This window comes from Cohaesibacter sp. CAU 1516 (genome assembly GCF_005771485.1).
Taxonomy (GTDB): Bacteria; Pseudomonadota; Alphaproteobacteria; order Rhizobiales; family Cohaesibacteraceae; genus Cohaesibacter; species Cohaesibacter intestini.
Window position 1 is genome coordinate 324,916 of the sequence record NZ_VANT01000005.1, and the last position, 18,488, is coordinate 343,403.

Below are 18,488 nucleotides of genomic sequence, written 5' to 3' on the forward strand. Positions count from 1 at the left end.
GTTACACGGCACTTGATGATTAACAGCCTGATGTCAAAAAGAGCCAGTTAAGCTAAAACCACCGCTATAGACCTTCTCAACTCTTGCAATGGTTCCGCCATCACATATCAAATGCAGGCTCATTAAAATGACTGGGGCACGTTCTTCGAGCCCAAGGTGATCGGCAGTGCTTGCATCCAGAGCGACAGCTTCATACCAATAGGTGCCGTTGCACAACGGGCACTCTTGCAACAACCACTCGCATGGGGCTGCACAGTCGAAACTCTGATCCACAACCTGAGGCAATTGTGTCGCGTTAATCCATGAGCGCTGATGCTGAACCGGTTTGCCATCACCAAAATGCAAGCTTTCGATATGGAGCACCTGCTCCTGAGGAGCAAAGCTGCCATCCTCAACCGACCAGACAGGTGGAGCCCCAAAAGATCGTGCCAGTTGTTTGCATTGATAGCTTTGACCGCACTCCTCCAGTTCAGTCCGAATGAGCTTCAGTTCAATCTTCGAGAGTTTTTTGGGAAACCGACTGACACGGCTTCCGGCCTTGCGTTTCCGGTCAATGATGCCTTCTTCTGCCAACAGCACCAAAGCCCGATTGACCGTTGCGCGGGCACATTTGAATTCTGCAGCCAGGGCAACCTCGGATGGCAAAGCCGATCCCAACGGCCATTGCTTGCTCCGGATCCTTTCGAGAATCCGTGTTCTGATTTCCTGATATCCGATATTTGGTGCCACGATGGTCCTAGCTCTGGTGATGGAAACAGCTTTCCAATTGCACCCTGAAGTTCGAAAAAGGCCCACAACCAAACGATTCAGATAATCTGGTCAGACAACAGGGTCGGTCGAGACGAGTTCGTGGGACGCAATTTCCCAAACGCGTCTGTCATTTCATTCCGAGCAAAGAGTATATTATGAATCAATAATATGAATGCAATCTATTGTTGTAAAGCGTCCAATATTATCAATCCACGGCAGTGGCATTCTGATCTATTCATACAAAAAAGCCGGGATGACAGCATCCCGGCCTTTTCGAATTGTGCTCAGTGGAGGCGATTAGCCGCCGAAGTCGTCAAGCATGATGTCTTCGCGATCAACGCCCAGATCAAGCAGCATGTTGATCACAGACTGGTTCATGATCGGAGGTCCGCACATGTAGTATTCGCAATCTTCAGGAGCCTCATGGTTCTTCAGATATTCGTCATACAGCACGTTATGAATAAAGCCGGTGTAACCGTCCCAATCATCCTCAGGCAGCGCATCGGAGAGTGCCACATGCCATTCGAAGTTTGGATTTTCCGCGGCCAGTTGATCAAAGTCCTCAACAAAGAACATTTCACGCTTGGAGCGAGCCCCATACCAGAAGGTGATCTTGCGATCGGTCTTGATCCGCTTCAACTGATCAAAGATATGCGACCGCATCGGTGCCATACCGGCACCACCACCGACAAAGACCATTTCTTTCTTGGTATCGCGGGCGAAGAACTCACCGAACGGACCGGAAATGGTGACCTTGTCACCCGGCTTGAGATTAAAGATGTAGGACGACATCTTGCCCGGAGGCAGATGATCCTGACCCGGAGGTGGCGAAGCGACACGCACATTGAGCATGATGACGCCTTTTTCTTCCGGATAGTTGGCCATGGAATAGGCGCGCTCGACCGGCTCATCAACCTTGGAGGTGAATTTCCAGAGATTGAACTTGTCCCAGTCCTCGCGATATTCCTCTTCGATGTCGAAGTCGGTGTAGTTCACGACATGGGCCGGAGCTTCGATCTGAATGTAACCACCTGCGCGGAAGTTGACATTCTCGCCTTCCGGCAGTTCGAGCACCAGATTTTTGATGAAGGTCGCGACGTTTTCATTGGACTTGACGGTGCATTCCCACTTCTTGACGCCGAAGACTTCTTCCGGCACCTCGATGACCATGTCCTGCTTGACGGCCACCTGACAGGACAGGCGATCGCCTTCGCGCGCTTCACGCTTGGTGATGTGGGTTTCCTCAGTCGGCAGAATCGAGCCGCCACCATCAAGGACCTTACAGCGACACTGGGCACAGGTCCCACCGCCACCGCAAGCGGATGGAACGAAGATTTTTTCGCCAGCCAATACGCCGAGCAGTTTGCCACCAGCCGGTACGGAAATCGTACGCTCGCCGTTGATGGTGATGTTCACATTGCCGCTCGAGACCAGACGGCCACGGGCAAACAGGATGAGGAACACCAGGGCCAGCACGATCAGGGTAAAGAACGTGATGCCTAGGGTAAATTCTTGCATTTCAAATCTCCCTTACAGCTTCACGCCGGAGAAAGCCATGAAGCCCATGGCCATCAACCCTGCAGTGATGAAGGTAATGCCGAGACCCTGAAGACCCGCCGGGATATCAGAATATTTCAGCTTTTCACGAACGCCTGCCATGGCGGTGATTGCCAGCGCCCAGCCAACACCGGAGAAGATGCCGTAGGTGGTGGCTTCAGCGAAGTTGTAATCACGCTCCACCATGAAGAGCGAGCCACCAAGAATGGCGCAGTTCACGGTGATCAGTGGCAGGAAGATGCCCAATGCGTTGTAAAGGGCGGGGAAGAAGCGATCGAGGATCATTTCCAGAATCTGCACCATCGCGGCGATGACGCCGATATAGGAAATCAGACCAAGGAAGCGGAGATCCACGTTGCCAAGACCCAACCATGACAGAGCCCCGTCATTCAACAGGTAGGTCAGGATCAGGTTGTTGGCAGGTACGGTAATGGCCTGCACGACCGTAACCGAGATGCCCAGACCAAGCGCGGTTTCAACCTTTTTGGATACGGCCAGAAACGTACACATACCCAGAAAGAAGGAGAGCGCAAGGTTCTCAATGAAGACAGCCTTGACGGCTAGAGAAACGAGACCTTCCATTCTTAGTGGCCTCCCTCTTGTTCAACGATTTTGAATTCACGGGCTTCGACCTGTTTTGGTTTCCAGGTGCGGAAGGCCCAGATGATGAGGCCAATCAGGAAGAAGGCGCTTGGAGGCAGCAGCAGCATGCCATTTGGCACATACCAGCCGCCATTGTTCACGGTTTCCAGAATGGTGACGCCGAACAGCGAGCCAGCACCGAACAATTCACGGACAACGCCAACCAACATCAGGATCAGCGTGTAGCCCAGACCATTGCCCACCCCGTCAAGGAACGAAGCGACCGGAGGGTTCTTCATGGCGAAGGCTTCCGCGCGCCCCATCACGATGCAGTTGGTGATGATCAGGCCAACAAAGACCGACAGGGTCTTGGAGATCTCGAAGGCATAGGCCTTGAGGATCTGGTCAACCAGGATCACCAAAGAGGCAATGATGATCATCTGCACGATAATGCGGATGTTGTTCGGGATATGGTTACGGATAACCGAGATGAAGAAGCTGGAGAAAGCCGTGACGAAAATCACGGCGATCGACATCACAGCAGCCACCTTCAGCGAAGAGGTCACCGCGAGCGCAGAACAGATGCCCAGAACCTGGAGGGTGATCGGGTTGTTATCGACCAACGGATCCAGCATCATTTCCTTTTTGCTTGGTTCAGACATTAAGCCTCTCCCGCTTTAAGGTTGTCGAGGAATTGCTTGAAGCCCTGATCACCCATCCAGAAACGAACGAGATTATCAACGCCGCGTGCTGTCAGCGAAGCACCGGCAAGGCTGTCAATGTGATAGTCTGCCATGTTGGCGGACGGAACACCCTTGGCAACAGTGATTTTCACTGCACCATCCTCGTCATAGATTTTTTTACCGGGCCACAGGGCCTTCCAGTTCGGATTGTCGACCTCAGCGCCGAGACCCGGCGTTTCAGCATGTTCGTAGAACTGGAAGCCGGACACTTCGTTGCCGTCGGACTTCAGAGCCACAAAGCCATAAAGGGTCGACCACAGACCATAGCCATGAACCGGCAGAATGATCGTCTGGATCTCGCCAGCATCATCACGGATCAGGTAAACCGAGGCCAGTTTGGCCTTACGACCGATGCTCGCAGGATCATCGTCCAGTTTGATGGACTGGGCTGGATCCTTGGCTGCAGCACGCTGGTCATAGGTTGCCGGATCCACCGCCTCGGTGAACTTGCCGGTTTCCAGATCGACAACGCGTGCTTCAATATTGGAGAAGGCTTCCGAGATGTTGATGCCGGGCTTGTAGAGACCAGCGACCTCGAGAATGTTGCGCTTCTTGTCCAGCACCTTGTTCTGTTCCTGAATGGGCTTGAGCGCAACAGCAGCTGCCGACACGATCATGGAGCAGAAAAGACACAGGCCAACAGCCACAATGACTGTCTTGACCGGGTTGTCCGCTGGCATCGCCAGAAAACGACCCACAGGTCCGAGATTTTTTTCAGTCGCTTCAGGCATTGCGAGCAACCCTCCGCTTGATGTTGGCACGCACGACGACATAGTCGATCAGTGGCGCAAAGATATTCCCAAACAGGATCGCGAGCATCATGCCTTCTGGGAAAGCAGGATTGATGACGCGGATCATGATGACCATGAAGCCGATCAGAACACCGTACCAGAAACGCCCCCAGTCGGTGTGAGAGGCGGTTACCGGCTCGGTGACCATGAAGAACAGACCGAAAGCATAACCACCCAGTACGAAGTGCCACCAGAATGGCATTGCGAACATCGGGTTGGTGTCGGAACCGATCAGGTTCAGCAGGGTCGCGAAGACGATGGTGCCGGCCAGACAACCGACGATCAAACGCCAGTTGGCAATCTTGGCAACCATCAGAACCAAACCGCCAATCAGGCAGGCCAGAGCCGACGTTTCGCCGAGTGAGCCATCCATGAAGCCGAAGAAGGCATCCCACCAGGTCAGGCCCATTGCTGCGAGACCTTCCATGCCCTGAAGCGCGCTGACACCAAGCGCGGTTGCGCCAGTATAGCCATCGACAGGGGTCCAGACCGCATCACCGGACATATAGGCCGGATAGGCAAAATAGAGGAAAGCACGGGCAACCAGTGCCGGGTTGAGGAAGTTTTTGCCGGTGCCGCCGAACACTTCCTTGCCCATGACAACACCAAAGGCGATGCCCAGACCAACCATCCAGAGCGGGGTTGAAGCAGGAACGATCAGCACATAGAGCACCGAGGTAACAAAGAAACCCTCGTTGATCTCGTGACCGCGGACAATTGCAAACAGCACCTCAACAGCGCCACCGACGGCCATCGTCACGGCATAGATCGGCACGAGATACATCGCACCATGCAGAATGCAGGCGATGAAGTTGTTGGGATCAAAGCCAATGCCAAGCATCGACAGGATCATGGCACGAATACCGGGCACGTCGGTCAGACCAAGTTGGGCGATCGCCGCGTTGGTGTTGTATCCGGTATTATACATGGCAAAGAGAATGCACGGGAAGGTGCAGACCCAGACATAGGACATGACACGCTTGAGATCGATGTCATCGCGCGCATGTGGCGCGACTTTGGTCACGGTCTTGGGCGTGTAAATGAAGGATTCCACCATCTCGAAGAGGGCGTAATACTTGTGCAGCTTGCCGCCTTTATGGAAATGCGGCTCAATGCTGTCGAAAAAATTGCGCAAACCCACGATTTAGCCCTCTTTTTCGATTTTGGTGAGATTGATACGCAAGGCTTCGCCATACTCATATTTCGAATGGCAAATGAAACTGCACAGCGCGAGATCTTCCTCTGCAAGCTCCAGTGCACCCAGTTTCTGGGCCAGATCCGTATCGACGGTCAGGATCGCACGCAGCAGCTGGGTTGGGAGGATATCCAGCGGCATCACGCGTTCATAGGATCCGAACGGCACCATTGCACGGCGGCCACCGCGCTGGTTGGAACCGAAAGCAAATTTCTTGCCCGCACCAAAAATCGAACTCAGATGAACATTGGTGAAGGACCAACTGCCCTGTGCGGGATTGATCCAGCCAAGAACCCGTTGCTTCTCATCTTCCTCGATCAGGGTAACCTGTCGGGCAGAGTGGGAGAGGAAGGCAAACTGGTCATGGGCATGGCTACCCGAGAGAACAGAGCCGGAAATCACGCGGCAATCGATGCCGACTTCGGCTTCGCCTGCGGTGATCTCGTCGGTAGAGGCGCCAACGCGCGTGGTGATCAGACGCGGCTTGACGGCCATCGGGCCAGCCAGCGAGATCGTGCGATTGGTATCGATCTTCCCTGTGGTGAACAGGTTACCAATGGCAATCACGTCAGCGTAGGAGATCGACCAGACGGTTTTCTCTGCGCTGACGGGATCAAGGAAATGGATGTGGGTTCCGGGCAGGCCTGCCGGATGCGGACCATCGAAGCTCTCAAAGCTGACATGATCTGCCGCACTGTGCGGTAGCTTGTCATTGGCGTGGTGACAAACATAGATCCGACCTTCGGTAAGGGTCGAGATCACATCGAGACCAGCCGTGAATGCAGCGGCATTGGCTTCGATGACGACCTTCGCGTCGGCGCAAAGCGGATCGGTATCCATTGCGGTCACGAAGATCGAGTGCGGTACGCTATCCTGTTGTGGCACGTAGGAATAAGGACGCGTTTTGAAGAAGGTCCACTGCCCGCTCTCATACAAACGCTTCTGCACATTTTCACGCGAGAGATTCACCAATTGCTTGGCGTCGGTTGCCTCAAAGGTGACTTCTTCTTCCACTTCGTCCAGAGAGATGACAATCGTTTCAAGCACGCGACGTGCGCCACGATTGATCGCTGTGATGGTTCCGCCACCAGGCGCCACATACATCACATCTTCTGAAGCTTTGTGTAAAAAGAGAGGTTGACCCTTCTTGACTTTCTCCCCCTCAGCAACGAGCATCTTGGGTTTGAGGCCGATGAAGTCCCGACCATTCAAAGCCACTTTGGAGATTTTTGGCCCTTCATGAATGGTCTGGACAGGAGCGCCGGATATCGGCAGATCCAATCCTTTTTTTAGCTTCATAGCATACCTTGATTTCGTAAGTGAATTGCGCCGTTGTGGCAGCATTTGTCGAGCTTAGCAGCGTCCTCTTGCTAACGATGGAATCTTAACAATTCAAGCCCAATCGGAAGCCATTGGGTGTGTTTTGCAATTGAACCGAATGCGGAGGCCCAAAAATGGAAAATTTTTTCCGTTATTTCCACCGTTTCAATGGCAGGTTCAGGATTTTCTTGCCTTGACTTAAGACAATTTTGGTATGAAACCACCGAGCTATGGCAAATTGCAGCGGGCCGTCTCGATCCTGTCGGCAGCGATTTGTGATGTTGCAAATTTGGCAAATTAGCCAACTAAGGCCGAAAGAGTAATAGCCCTCATGTCCCTGCGTTTCCTCCCCATTGTGTCGCTCATCCTGGGCAGCCTGCTGCTGGCCGGTTGTGATCTGCTGGCAGACCAGACAGATCAATATATTTTGCGCGGCAACACGATGGGCACCTCCTACACGATCAAAGCCCTCAGGGCCCGCGGAAAAATCGACAAGGAGGCACTTTATAACGATATCAAGGCGACGCTGGATAATGCCAACGACAAACTGAACAACTGGACGGATGACACCGAGATTTCCCGGTTCAATGCGAGTCCGTCGACCAACTGGCAGGACATTTCACCGACCTTCCTTGAGGTCTTGCAGGAAGCGCAACGGATCCATGCAGAGAGCAACGGTCGGTTTGACATCACGCTCTCGCCCCTGATCGACATGTGGGGCTTTGGGCCGGAAGACAACGAGACCCTGCCCAGCAAGGCCGAAATCGATGCCGCCCTTGCCAATGTGGGGCAGGACAGCCTGCTGGAACTGCGCAACGACCCGCCGTCCTTGCGCAAGCGGCGTGGTGCGGTATCCGTCAATCTGGGCGCCATTGCCAAGGGTTATAGCGCAGATTTGATCGCCCGCACTCTTGAGAAACATGGCATTACGGATTATTTGGTAGAGATTGGTGGCGATCTGATCGCACGCGGTGTCAATGACATGGGTGTGCCATGGCGTGTCGGCATTGAAAAACCGAATGAAATCGGACGTGCGGTTCAATTGGTTGTTTCTGTCACGGATATGGGTCTGGCCACCTCGGGGGATTATCGCAATTTCTTCCTCGATGAGGAAGGTCGGCGGATGTCTCACATCATCGACCCGGTTACCGGGCGTCCCGTGACCCACAATCTCGCGTCGGTCACCGTGCTGGCAGCCGATGGCATGCGGGCTGATGGACTGGCAACAGCCCTGCTGGTGCTTGGAGAAGAGGAAGGCCGGGAAATGGCCAACCGGTTGAATATACCCGCCTATTTCATTACGCGGGAAGAGGAAGGCTTCGCCACCTCCAGCAGCAAGGCCTTTGATGCCTTGATGGCGAAACAAAACAAGGCTGCGTCAAAGGGCGATTGATCGCTTGCTTGACATTTGCCAAGACGAAGCGCCCCATCTTGATCCATAAGGTCGGGGACTGCAGGAAGCAGAATAGACTGCCCGCAAGGGCCAACTCAAGGATTACAGACATGGAAACCTTTCTCGTCGCATTCGGAGCCTTTCTTGTCGTTCTTATCGGCATGTCCGTTGGCGTGATGTTCAAGCGCAAGCCGATCACCGGGTCTTGTGGCGGTTTGAATGCGATCTCTGACAGTGACAAATGCGTTGTCTGCTCCATGCCTGTGGACCCGAACAGCCCGCTCAAAGAGCGCCTTGAATGCCCACGCAAGAAAGCCGCCCGTGAGGCAGCTGAAAAACTGGCAGCCGCAAGTTCGGCCGCCTAAAGCACTGTTTGAAAGAAGAGATAACAAGCCGCTGGCCCACTGCCGAGCGGCTTTTTTGTTGCCTGCCAATGCACTGGCGGGGTTTGCTACGATAACCAGACTGACTCTGCAATCTGATCTGGTGTATCACCCCTGAGGCACGAAGGGCACAAAAGCGAGGATAAGGAAGCAGGCGGTTGCGACCAGACCGGACAGCCAGCAATTGCGTTTCCAGTTGTCGCCCTTGCGTTTCCAATTGTCGCGGAAGACCTTGCCCGCAAGGCAGAAGATCACGAGCAGGGCAATGCCGAGATAGGAACTGGAAATCACGAGGCTGGACACTGTGAGACCTTTGGTTTTTGGCGTTGGTTTTGGCGCCAATTTATCCTAATGTGCGGCCAATGCAAGCCGTCTTGCGCATGCGTGCCTGATCACATGGCTCTGGTCGCGCGAGGCATGCATTGGTCAAGCCCAACGCCTTGGAGCCCTGCCCACTTTGTCCGTATCCGCTTCCCCCAATCACCCGGATCTGTTTGACCGCGGCACGCCGTCCATTGTGCGGCTGGCGGGCTTTTTGTCGCTGTCTGGCCTGTTTGCCACGTCGGCCATTCTGATCGACGCCAACATGGTCGGGCCGATTGGTGATGAAACACTGGCGGGGCTTGGTCTGGCTGGCAGCCTCTATGGTCTGTTCATGGCGCTGCTGTTCGGGATTGGTTCGGCCTCACAGATTGTGCTGACACGCGCTTTTGGTGAGGATAGCCCCCAGCTCTTTGCCCAACGCCTGCGGCTGTTGCTCGGTCTGGGGCTCGGCATCAGTCTGGGGCTGGTGCTGTTGTTCCGATTCAACATCCATTTTCTGGTTGATCATCTGGCCAGCACGTCCGGGGTCGGGTTTGCTGCCAAGCGGTATTTGGAGCTGATGGTCTATGGCCTGCCGATCAGCTTCTGTGCCTATTTGTTGTCGTTGTCATTCGATGTGCGACGGCAGGCATCGCGCGAGCTTTGGGGCTTTGCCATCGAGGTGCCGCTCAATGTCACGCTGAATGCGCTGTTGATCTATGGCTGGCTTGGAGCGCCGGAGCTGGGCATCAAGGGGGCGGCGATTGCCACCTTGATCAGCCAATCCGCCCGGCTGGCTTTCCTGCTGTTGCAGCTTTCTCGCGATCCCTATTTTCGCTCGACTTCTGTCCATACCGACACACACACTGAACAGGAGGCCCGTTCAGCCCCGCCCCTTCCCCGTTCGGTTCTCGTGCCTGTGACGATGAATGTAGCGGCCTTGATCGTCGGTGCTCAGGCCTACCAGTTGCTGTTCGCCCAGCTTTCCTACCTGCATTTTGCCGCGATGGCGTTGATGGCTCCATGGTTGTCGATCTCCAACGTGTTGGGCCGCTCTATCGCCCTGTCGGCAACAATCACCTGTGCAGATCTGCCCAAGGGCAGCGATGCGCTCCATGCTGCAATCCGCTCCAATCTCGCGGCCTTGCGGGTATTGGCACCACGCCTTGCCTTGTTGTTTATCGCGGCAACCCTTCTGACCGGTGGCTTGTCCTGGCATATATCAGGGGCCGTGCGAATCAATTTCATGCTGCTGATACCGGAAGCCGCGCTTCTGGTGCTGATTCGAACCCTTTCGGTGACAATCACCGCGATTTTACGATCAACCGATCGGCCCAAATGGGTCTTCTGGGTGCAGTTGGCCCTGCAATGGGGCTTTGGACTGCCACTGTTGCTGGCGACGATCCTGTTGTTTGAGCTGCCGATTTTTGTCGCCTTTGGTTTCTTGCTCTGCGAGGAATTGCTGCGTCTGATCATTATGGGACTGCGTTTGCGTCATCTTTTGGTCGCGAACAGCAAGAAGTAGAGGCGGCGCTCTTTCGCGGCGAGAAATTTTATGCCATGGCTGAGACAGAATAAGAAATAACCTTCCGAGCCTCCCATGCGAAACAATTCTCTTCTTGCCTATGGTCTTCTTGCCATTGCCACTCTGAGCTGGAGTGGCAATATTGTCATAGGTCGCGCCGTGCGCAGTGACCTGCCGCCATTGGGCATGACATTCTGGCGCTGGAGCCTGTGCTGCCTCATCCTTCTCTTCTTCACTGCTCCGCGTCTCAAGGCATCTTTGCCGATCCTGAAGCGCGAGTGGAAGCTTTTGCTGGTGATGGCGGCGACAGGCATCGGAACCTTCAATCCATTGCAATATGTCTCTCTTCACACCACGTCTGCCATCAATGTGACGCTAATTCTGGCGACCTGCCCGGCCTTCATGGCCTTGCTGTCGGTGCTGTTTCTAAAGGACCGTCTAGGGCTGGCTCAGATTGCCGGCATTGCGATCTCCTTCATCGGTGTTGCGATTGTCATCACCGACGGGGACCTGCAGACGCTGCGAGAGGTACAGTTCGCCATCGGCGATATCTTCATGCTGTGTGCAGCGATCATCTGGGCTTTCTATTCCATCGCGGTCAAAAAGCGCCCTGCCGATCTGGATCCCCTGGTCATGCTGACTGTGATCACCGGTGCCGGGTCGATGCTATTGCTGGGCCCCTATCTCTGGGAGACATTCACCTACAAGGCGATGCCCGTTTCAACGACCGCATTCCTGACAGTCGGTTACATCACACTCATTGCCTCGCTTCTGGCCTATGTCTGCTACAATAAGGCGGTGAGCCTGATTGGCCCTTCCAAGGCGGGGCCAGCCATCCATCTGATGCCCGGATGGGTTGCGATTCTGGCTTTTGTCTTTTTGGGAGAACGGCTGGAAAGCTATCATTTGTTGGGCATTGCCTGCATCGCGGCAGGCATATTTCTCAATAGCCGTAAAGCTCGTATAAAGGCCTAGTTTGCAATAGAAAACTCCGAACTTTTACCCCGGTTGATCACATAAAATTCTCAAAATTGCGTCTATTTAGCAGAAAATGTAGCGCCCCTCTTCCATTTGTTGCTCATATATGCCCATAGGTTGAAATAGGACCAATTGTCGGCCCCATCTTCGAGCTGGAGGGATCATGATGATCGTGGAGAATATTCCCTGCGAAACGATAGCAGGGCAAAAGCCTGGAACGTCCGGTCTTCGCAAGAAGACACGCATATTCATGGAGCCGGGCTACCTCGAAAACTTCATCCAATCGGTGTTTAACGCGATCGGGGGAGGTGAAGGCAAGTCGTTCGTCGTGGGCGGCGATGGGCGCTACTTCAACCGCAAGGCCATTCAGACCATTCTCAAGATGGCGGCAGCCAATGGCGCCAAGAAGGTGATTGTCGGCCAAAATGGTATTCTGTCGACGCCAGCAGCCTCACATCTCATTCGCAAAAACCAGACCAATGGTGGCTTCATTCTGTCAGCCAGCCACAATCCCGGTGGGATCAAGGCCGACTTCGGGGTGAAATACAACGTCGCCAATGGTGGACCTGCACCAGAAGCCGTGACCGAAGCGATTTTCAAAGAGACATTGCTGATCTCCAGCTACAAAATGGCCAACGCACCGATGATTGATCTTGCCACAGTCGGCACGAGCATGTTGGGCGATATGGAAGTCTCGGTGGTCGATCCGGTCGCCGACTACAAGGAGTTGATGGCCTCCCTGTTTGACTTTGTTGCCATCCGCAACCTGTTTGCCGGTGGCTTTTCCATGGTGTTTGATGCCATGCATGCGGTCACGGGACCTTATGCCAAATCCATTTTGGAAGACACGCTCGGCGCGCCGAAAGGCACGGTTGTCAATGGGTCGCCAAGTGAAGATTTCGGTGGCGGTCATCCGGATCCGAACCCGGTCTGGGCCAAACCTCTTTATGATTTGATGATGTCCGATCAGGCACCATGCCTAGGCGCTGCCTCCGACGGGGATGGCGACCGGAACATGATTCTAGGTCACGGCATCTATGTCACCCCTTCGGACAGCCTTGCCGTATTGGCCGACAATGCCCATCTGGCCCCGGCCTATTGCAAAGGCATCGCCGGAATCGCCCGCTCGATGCCGACCAGCGCGGCCAGTGATCGTGTGGCGCTCAAGAAGAAAATCGGCTGCTACGAGACCCCGACCGGTTGGAAGTTTTTCGGCAACCTGCTCGATGATGGCAAAGTGACCATCTGTGGCGAGGAAAGCGCGGGGACCGGCTCGGACCATGTGCGGGAGAAAGACGGTCTATGGGCGGTTCTGCTGTGGCTGAATATTTTGGCCGAGCGCCGAGAACCGGTAAAGACTGTTCTCGAATCCCACTGGGCACATTATGGCCGCGATTATTATTCCCGGTATGATTATGAAGATATCGACAGCAAGGTCGCTGAAGATCTGATGCAGTCCTTGCGTGATCGACTGAGCGAACTGCCGGGCCAGGTCTTTGCCGACAAGTCTGTCGAGAAGGCCGACGAGTTTTCCTACGAGGACCCAGTCGATGGTTCCATCAGCGCCGGTCAGGGCCTGCGGGTCTGGTTCTCGGGCGGGGTACGTGTGGTGTTCCGCCTCTCGGGCACCGGTACGCAAGGAGCGACCCTGCGCGTTTATCTGGAGCGCTACGTGCCACCGACCGGAGAGTTGGATCTGGACACGCAAGTGGCTCTTTATCCCGTGGTCAAATCCATGCTGGAGCTGACCCAACTGGAACAGCATATCGGGCGCAAAAAGCCTGACGTGATCACCTGATCGGCCTGCTCTTTTCTGACAGATGAGCAGTGAAAAGTAAAAAGCGGCGCCGGATTGACAGCGCCGCTTTCTCTTTAGGTCAGCATGTTTGGGGGACCGGCTGACCACGCCGAAGGAAGATTATTCTTACCCTTGGCGCATTCCAAGACTGTCATGGGGGATGACAGATCCTTGAAGTTTCCTTTCTTTCTCTTGCATTGAGGTTCCTTCATCGGTCATCCGACCTTGCGAACCTCGACGAGGAACTCGACCAGCTCCTTGCGCAAGACGTCAAGATTGTCTTCCTGCTGCACAAGACGATCAGAAACACCCAGCACTTCACCGGCGGTGCGTTCGGTGACGGCGGTCGCATCATTCACTTCATTGATACCGCGGGTGACATCCTTGGTGCCACAGGCAGCTTCTTCGACGCTGGTGGCGATTTCCTGTGTCGCAGCGCTCTGCTCCTCGACAGCAGCGGCGATGGCCGTGGAAATCTCACTGACCTTTTCGATGGTCGCTGAAATTTCATCATTTGCCCGCACTGCGCGCCCCGTTGCCCCTTGCAATCCCTCGATCTGATTGGAGATTTCTTCCGTTGCGCTGGCCGTCTGGGCCGACAGATTCTTCACTTCCTGCGCCACAATGGCGAAGCCCTTGCCGGCATCTCCGGCCCTTGCAGCCTCAATGGTGGCGTTGAGTGCGAGCAGGTTGGTCTGGGCCGCGATATCGGAAATCAGAGAAACCACTTCACCGATTTGCTGGGACGCGGAGGCAAGGCCGGAAATCTCACCACTCATATCATGGGATTTGTCGACCGACGTTTTCGCAATGCTGGAACTCTTGACAACCTGACGGTTGATCTCGGAGATTGAAGCGCTCAACTCCTCGACGGCGGCAGCAACGGACTGCATGTTGGCAGAGGCCTCTTCTGCACCAGCGGCGACGATGACCGCCTGTTCCTGCGCGCCATGGGATGCGTTGGAGACCTTGCCGGACGAGGTTTTCAGCTCGGCGATCATCTCTTTCATGTCAGTGGTGATCTGATCGAGATTGGTTTCGAACTTCGTCCCCATTTCGGAGAAGGCATCGTGGCGTTGCTTGATCTTGTAGGTTGCCCGATTGATGCTTTCCGCTGCCAGCTTGAAGTTGCCAACCATGCCTTTTTCCGCAATGAGCCGGAAATGCTGGTTGCGGGACACATAGTCCAGACAAGCCTTGGATTCTCGGATATAGGCGTCTGTTCGGTCGATGAGCAAATTGATGGCATGCATCAGCTCACCCGTTTCACCTTTATCGGTAATGTTTAGAATTCGGGCTTCGAAATCGCCGTCGGCAACCGCCTTGCAAACTTCAGTTGCCCGTTTGATAGAAGAGTTTTTGTTCGAGAAAACCATGGGATCATTCCAAATCTGGTTCGGTCACACCGATATCAATACCAATTTCACGTCAAACATCAGCGATACCCGCGCCGCCTTCTTTGCCCTACTGTTGCAATGAACTCGTCATAGGCGACCTGCTTCTCAACCAGAAGATCATTCAACATTGTCTCGGCCAGATGCATCCCGTCCTTGCGATTTGCGGTCGACTTTTCCTTGGCCACAAGGTCCTTGTAAAGTGGAATGATATGTTGATCGAGAATGTCCCGATCCGGTACGCGGCGGTTCGAATGATAACCGACAATCTTGCCCGATTTGTCCCAACTTGGCGTCACATGCGCATAGACCCAGTAATTGTCGCCATTCTTGGAACGATTGTTGACATAGGCGAAAATTTCCTTGCCCTGCTCGAGCGTACTCCAGAGCAGCTTGAAAATGCAGCGAGGCATCTCCGGATGCCTGATCAAGCTGTGCGGCTGGCCAAGGACTTCCTTTTCCTGATAGCCAGAAATGTCCAGAAAAATCTTGTTTGCATAGGTCAGACGACCCTTGAGGTCGGTCTTGCTGACAATGATGTCATCATCACCGAAATACCGTTCATTGCCGCTTAGAAAGGTCTCAACTGCCATTCCTTATTTTCCCCACTTCAATCCCATCCACGGGCGTCCCGGTCCGGTTGCTTCGAGTGTAGCTATAGCTCTATCACCAGCTTTAACCACGGCGGTTAAAAGAGTTTTAAACTCTAAACATAAGCGGATTTACCACGGTGCAACGCACATAAATCACGTCTTCCGGTGGAACTGCTTGACCCGAGTTGAAAATTTTTATCGTTTATTTTCAATAATTTATTTATTGTAAGCAACCTTAGATAAAATAAATCGTTTTGCACACCTATTTTCCATACTTGCAATAAGTAGATCACCCTATTACCAAAAATACAAACTTTTCGCCCCTTCATATTTCGTACCGATACGTACATTACAGGTGTGTAAGCCTGACTTTTTACCCGCTAGTCGAGAATCCTATGGATCTGCATGCGCCGTTTGGGGCATACCGGATGAGAACCTTCCCCCAGTCCCTTTGACAGAACGAGACGGCTGCATGGCACCCTTGCACTTCAACAGAGATTTCACCCCAGACTATGGACAGGCCATAAAGCTGTCTTCCGGTGTGCGTCGGGTGACTTGCAACAATCCCGGTCCCTTCACTTATCTGGGCACCAACAGTTACATCATTGGCGAGGGAGACGTTGCCATTCTCGATCCCGGTCCAGCAGATGAAGCCCATATCAAGGCTCTGTTGCGGGCAACCGAAGGGGAAACCATCAGCCATATATTGATCAGCCATACTCATGTGGACCATTCGCCCGGAGCCGCTCTGTTGCAACGGCATTGTGGTGCACCAATCTATGCGGAAGGTCCGCACCGACCGGCCCGTGCGCTGCATCTGGGGGAGATGAACCCGCTTGATGCCTCGGCGGATCTGGACCTACAGATTGATCATCGGGTCGGGGATGGCGATCGCATCAACGGCAAGGACTGGAGCCTTGAAGTGCTTCATACGCCGGGCCATACGACCAATCATCTCTCCTTTGCATTCACCGATGGATCGGGGATGTTTTCCGCTGACCATGTGATGGCATGGTCAACTTCCATCGTTGCCCCACCGGATGGGTCGATGGCCGAGTTCATGGATAGCCTGGAAAAACTGATGGGCCGGAATGATGCGGTCTACTGGCCCGGCCATGGGGGCGTGTTGCACGATCCCGCTCCGTTTCTGGTGGGACTGAAAGAGCACAGGCTTGCTCGTGAACAGGCTCTGATCGATCGGCTGCATGCGGGAGATGAGACGATCCCTGCCATGGTCGCGACGGTCTACAAGGATACGGATCCATCCCTGCATGGGGCGGCAAGTCTGTCCATGTTTGCCCAAATGGAATATCTGGTCGAACGGGGTCGCGTGCGCTGCCTTGATGCGGTCCCCTCGCTAAGGGCCCGATTCAAACTGATCGGTTAGCCCCGGATCCTTCCCACTGCTGCCTCAGTCTCCAACGCTGTTGTCGGTGATCAGCCAGTGCGCACCGTTGCATCAGGACGACGTTTGGGTTTTGGCCGAGGCAATGGCCCCTGCTCCAACCGACGCTGTCGCTTGATTTCCTCCAGCTGCAACTCGAAATGCTGCACACCTTGTTCCAACCGCTCCTGCACAGAGGCAAAGAAGCCCTGAATGCGGCGAGCATTGAGGCCAAGATCGTGCGGCCCCCAAAGCGAGGCGGAGCGCATATCGACGATGGTGGCAAACTCGCTATCAGGAATGAGGCGGATTGCCATCACATAGTGCAAGCCGGTGACAAGGGAACGGGTATGAGCCTCAAACAGCGCCCCATCAATGCTGTCGCGCTGGTCGGTTTGCCGGATGATGTCCCATTTCGCCTTCTTCAACTCGTCTTCCACCACCAGATAGACCAGCTCGCTGGAATGATCGATGTAAAGGCTTTCAAGGTCCGGATAGGCCAAAGCCTGTTTTTCGCGCACTTCGAGACTGCCAACATCAAGGGAATTGTCCGAATCATGGCGATAGGTCCAGGCCGCGCTGAATTCTGGTGGCTCAACCGGATTGGTCGACAAGTCGGAAAAGGCCGGGCGGGAAAAGTAGAAATAGGCCAGAGTCAGGGCAGGAAGGATGATGATAAGGCTGCGCAAGAAGGTTCCCCACAGCCGCTGACCACCCCGATAGCCTTCAAACCAGATGGCAGGAAAGGCTACCAAACTGGCGAGAATTGACAGAAAAGACAGAGCGATGGCAGCTCCAAAGCAATAGACTGCGATGGAAGGATGCATCCCGCCAAACCGCATCAGCAGGAACGAGATGATCGCAACGGGTATGGTCAACCGTGCCAACCACAGCGCCCAAACCGCCATTCGGGAGGACTTGAACTTGTATTTCCCCGACATCAATCCGCTCTCGTCGCCTTCGTTTCGCCAGTCCCATTCAGGCCATAGGCCTTGCATCTGGCCGTTGACGACGCACCGTCAACTGGCGTGCAGCTTAGAGCCGATTGCGCACAATCTCAATTGCCGTTAGGCAGAAGAGGCACAAAAAAAGCAGAAGGCCGATGACCTTCTGCTTCGCGTGTCTTGGAGGGGATCCATCAGATGGATCAGGCCCCGGCAACCCAACGCTTGGCGCTCTGGGCAACATGCGCACCAAAATGCACGGCAGTGCGATGATCGGTTGCCGGGGGCGCCACATCTGCCCCCTGATCGGCGTTGGCCTGCGCCATCATGCCGAGATAGGAGCCGATACGGTTGAGATCTTCCTGGCTTGCTTCGGAGGTGTTGTTGCCGGGCATCATGCCGGTGGGGATCCAGATCATGCCATGCTGGGCCGCAAAGACAGACATCTGAATGAGAGAATTGAGCTTATCGCCGGATTGCGAGGCAGAAACGGTGAAGCCGGCTGCGACCTTGCCTTTCCAGCCATGAGCGAACCAGACTTTGGAGCTTTCATCCATGAAGCCTTTGAACTGGGCCGACACGGAGCCCATATAGGTCGGGCTGCCAAAGATGATGGCGTCGGCGGCGGCCAACTTGTCCCAATCCTTGTTTTCGTCGTCTGCCTTGATCAGTTCGATGGATACGCCCTCGACGTCGGCTACCCCTTTGGCTACTGATTTGGCGATGGCTTCAGTGTGGCCATAGCCACTGTGATAGACGAGAATGACAGAGACTTCGCGATGATCAGACATGATATTTTCCTTCATTGCTCACTTGGGAGGAAAGTAAAATTTGAGGCGGGTCACCATGATCGTC

The 18,488-nt window shown here is 54.4% G+C and carries 19 protein-coding genes; 7 read left to right on the plus strand and 12 right to left on the minus strand.

From position 1 onward, the window contains the following. Positions 1–33 precede the first annotated feature (33 nt). From FDK21_RS14710 to FDK21_RS14740, 7 genes are all read right to left on the minus strand, one after another. On the minus strand, positions 34–795 hold the full coding sequence (locus FDK21_RS14710; RefSeq protein WP_348639249.1) for a GntR family transcriptional regulator: 762 nt from the start codon (positions 793–795) through the stop codon (positions 34–36). Between the two features lie 252 nt (positions 796–1,047). Continuing rightward, on the minus strand, positions 1,048–2,268 hold the full coding sequence (nqrF, locus tag FDK21_RS14715; protein WP_114010019.1) for an NADH:ubiquinone reductase (Na(+)-transporting) subunit F: 1,221 nt from the start codon (positions 2,266–2,268) through the stop codon (positions 1,048–1,050). A 12-nt stretch (positions 2,269–2,280) separates the two neighbouring features. Then, positions 2,281–2,889 carry an NADH:ubiquinone reductase (Na(+)-transporting) subunit E gene (nqrE, locus tag FDK21_RS14720; RefSeq protein ID WP_114010018.1) on the minus strand — a complete coding sequence of 203 codons (609 nt, stop codon included), beginning with the start codon at positions 2,887–2,889 and terminating at the stop codon, positions 2,281–2,283. A 2-nt stretch (positions 2,890–2,891) separates the two neighbouring features. After that, positions 2,892–3,551 (minus strand): NADH:ubiquinone reductase (Na(+)-transporting) subunit D, encoded by a 660-nt coding sequence (locus FDK21_RS14725; protein ID WP_114010017.1) that lies wholly within the window; start codon positions 3,549–3,551, stop codon positions 2,892–2,894. Further along, entirely contained in the window at positions 3,551–4,363 is an 813-nt protein-coding gene (locus tag FDK21_RS14730) for a Na(+)-translocating NADH-quinone reductase subunit C (RefSeq protein ID WP_114010016.1), read from the minus strand. The genes FDK21_RS14725 and FDK21_RS14730 overlap by 1 nt, the downstream gene beginning before the upstream one ends. Then, positions 4,356–5,564 (minus strand): NADH:ubiquinone reductase (Na(+)-transporting) subunit B, encoded by a 1,209-nt coding sequence (locus FDK21_RS14735; RefSeq protein WP_114010015.1) that lies wholly within the window; start codon positions 5,562–5,564, stop codon positions 4,356–4,358. The genes FDK21_RS14730 and FDK21_RS14735 overlap by 8 nt, the downstream gene beginning before the upstream one ends. Before the next feature lie 3 nt (positions 5,565–5,567). Continuing rightward, positions 5,568–6,917 carry a Na(+)-translocating NADH-quinone reductase subunit A gene (locus tag FDK21_RS14740; protein ID WP_114010014.1) on the minus strand — a complete coding sequence of 450 codons (1,350 nt, stop codon included), beginning with the start codon at positions 6,915–6,917 and terminating at the stop codon, positions 5,568–5,570. Between the two features lie 117 nt (positions 6,918–7,034). On the opposite strand from FDK21_RS14740, the gene FDK21_RS14745 reads away from it, so the two are divergent. The 3 genes from FDK21_RS14745 to nqrM all read left to right on the plus strand — a co-directional run bounded on the left by FDK21_RS14745 (position 7,035) and on the right by nqrM (position 8,696). Continuing rightward, positions 7,035–7,217: a hypothetical protein gene (locus FDK21_RS14745; RefSeq protein WP_138149408.1), complete on the plus strand. Its 183-nt coding sequence runs from the start codon at positions 7,035–7,037 to the stop codon at positions 7,215–7,217. A gap of 52 nt (positions 7,218–7,269) precedes the next feature. Next, positions 7,270–8,331, plus strand: a complete 1,062-nt coding sequence (locus FDK21_RS14750; protein ID WP_138149410.1) for an FAD:protein FMN transferase — start codon at positions 7,270–7,272, stop codon at positions 8,329–8,331. A 110-nt stretch (positions 8,332–8,441) separates the two neighbouring features. Then, complete coding sequence (gene nqrM, locus FDK21_RS14755; protein ID WP_114010012.1) at positions 8,442–8,696, plus strand: (Na+)-NQR maturation NqrM; 255 nt, start codon at positions 8,442–8,444, stop codon at positions 8,694–8,696. Between the two features lie 126 nt (positions 8,697–8,822). Here the strand turns inward: nqrM and FDK21_RS14760 are convergent, their stop codons facing one another. Continuing rightward, on the minus strand, positions 8,823–9,017 hold the full coding sequence (locus FDK21_RS14760; protein WP_114010429.1) for a hypothetical protein: 195 nt from the start codon (positions 9,015–9,017) through the stop codon (positions 8,823–8,825). Between the two features lie 154 nt (positions 9,018–9,171). Between FDK21_RS14760 and FDK21_RS14765 the strand changes: the two genes are divergently transcribed. The 3 genes from FDK21_RS14765 (at position 9,172) to FDK21_RS14775 (ending at position 13,318) form a co-directional block, all read left to right on the plus strand. Then, the gene (locus FDK21_RS14765) at positions 9,172–10,542 is read left to right on the plus strand and encodes an MATE family efflux transporter (RefSeq protein ID WP_138149412.1); all 1,371 of its coding nucleotides are present in this window, start codon (positions 9,172–9,174) and stop codon (positions 10,540–10,542) included. A gap of 75 nt (positions 10,543–10,617) precedes the next feature. Next, positions 10,618–11,517 carry a DMT family transporter gene (locus tag FDK21_RS14770; protein WP_114010010.1) on the plus strand — a complete coding sequence of 300 codons (900 nt, stop codon included), beginning with the start codon at positions 10,618–10,620 and terminating at the stop codon, positions 11,515–11,517. 169 nt (positions 11,518–11,686) lie between these two features. Further along, on the plus strand, positions 11,687–13,318 hold the full coding sequence (locus tag FDK21_RS14775) for an alpha-D-glucose phosphate-specific phosphoglucomutase (protein ID WP_138149489.1): 1,632 nt from the start codon (positions 11,687–11,689) through the stop codon (positions 13,316–13,318). A 215-nt stretch (positions 13,319–13,533) separates the two neighbouring features. Here FDK21_RS14775 and FDK21_RS14780 read toward each other — a convergent pair whose 3' ends face one another. Together FDK21_RS14780 and FDK21_RS14785 are read right to left on the minus strand one after the other, a co-directional pair. Then, positions 13,534–14,694, minus strand: coding sequence for a HAMP domain-containing methyl-accepting chemotaxis protein (locus FDK21_RS14780; RefSeq protein ID WP_138149414.1), 1,161 nt, complete (start codon positions 14,692–14,694; stop codon positions 13,534–13,536). Between the two features lie 59 nt (positions 14,695–14,753). Then, positions 14,754–15,305, minus strand: coding sequence for a PAS domain-containing protein (locus FDK21_RS14785; protein ID WP_138149416.1), 552 nt, complete (start codon positions 15,303–15,305; stop codon positions 14,754–14,756). A 472-nt stretch (positions 15,306–15,777) separates the two neighbouring features. Between FDK21_RS14785 and FDK21_RS14790 the strand changes: the two genes are divergently transcribed. Next, positions 15,778–16,692 carry an MBL fold metallo-hydrolase gene (locus FDK21_RS14790; RefSeq protein ID WP_138149418.1) on the plus strand — a complete coding sequence of 305 codons (915 nt, stop codon included), beginning with the start codon at positions 15,778–15,780 and terminating at the stop codon, positions 16,690–16,692. A gap of 50 nt (positions 16,693–16,742) precedes the next feature. On the opposite strand, the gene FDK21_RS14795 is transcribed toward FDK21_RS14790, so the two are convergent. Next, on the minus strand, positions 16,743–17,630 hold the full coding sequence (locus FDK21_RS14795; protein ID WP_171022102.1) for a DUF1499 domain-containing protein: 888 nt from the start codon (positions 17,628–17,630) through the stop codon (positions 16,743–16,745). 206 nt (positions 17,631–17,836) lie between these two features. After that, positions 17,837–18,424: a flavodoxin family protein gene (locus FDK21_RS14800; protein WP_138149422.1), complete on the minus strand. Its 588-nt coding sequence runs from the start codon at positions 18,422–18,424 to the stop codon at positions 17,837–17,839. Between the last annotated feature and the right edge of the window lie 64 nt (positions 18,425–18,488).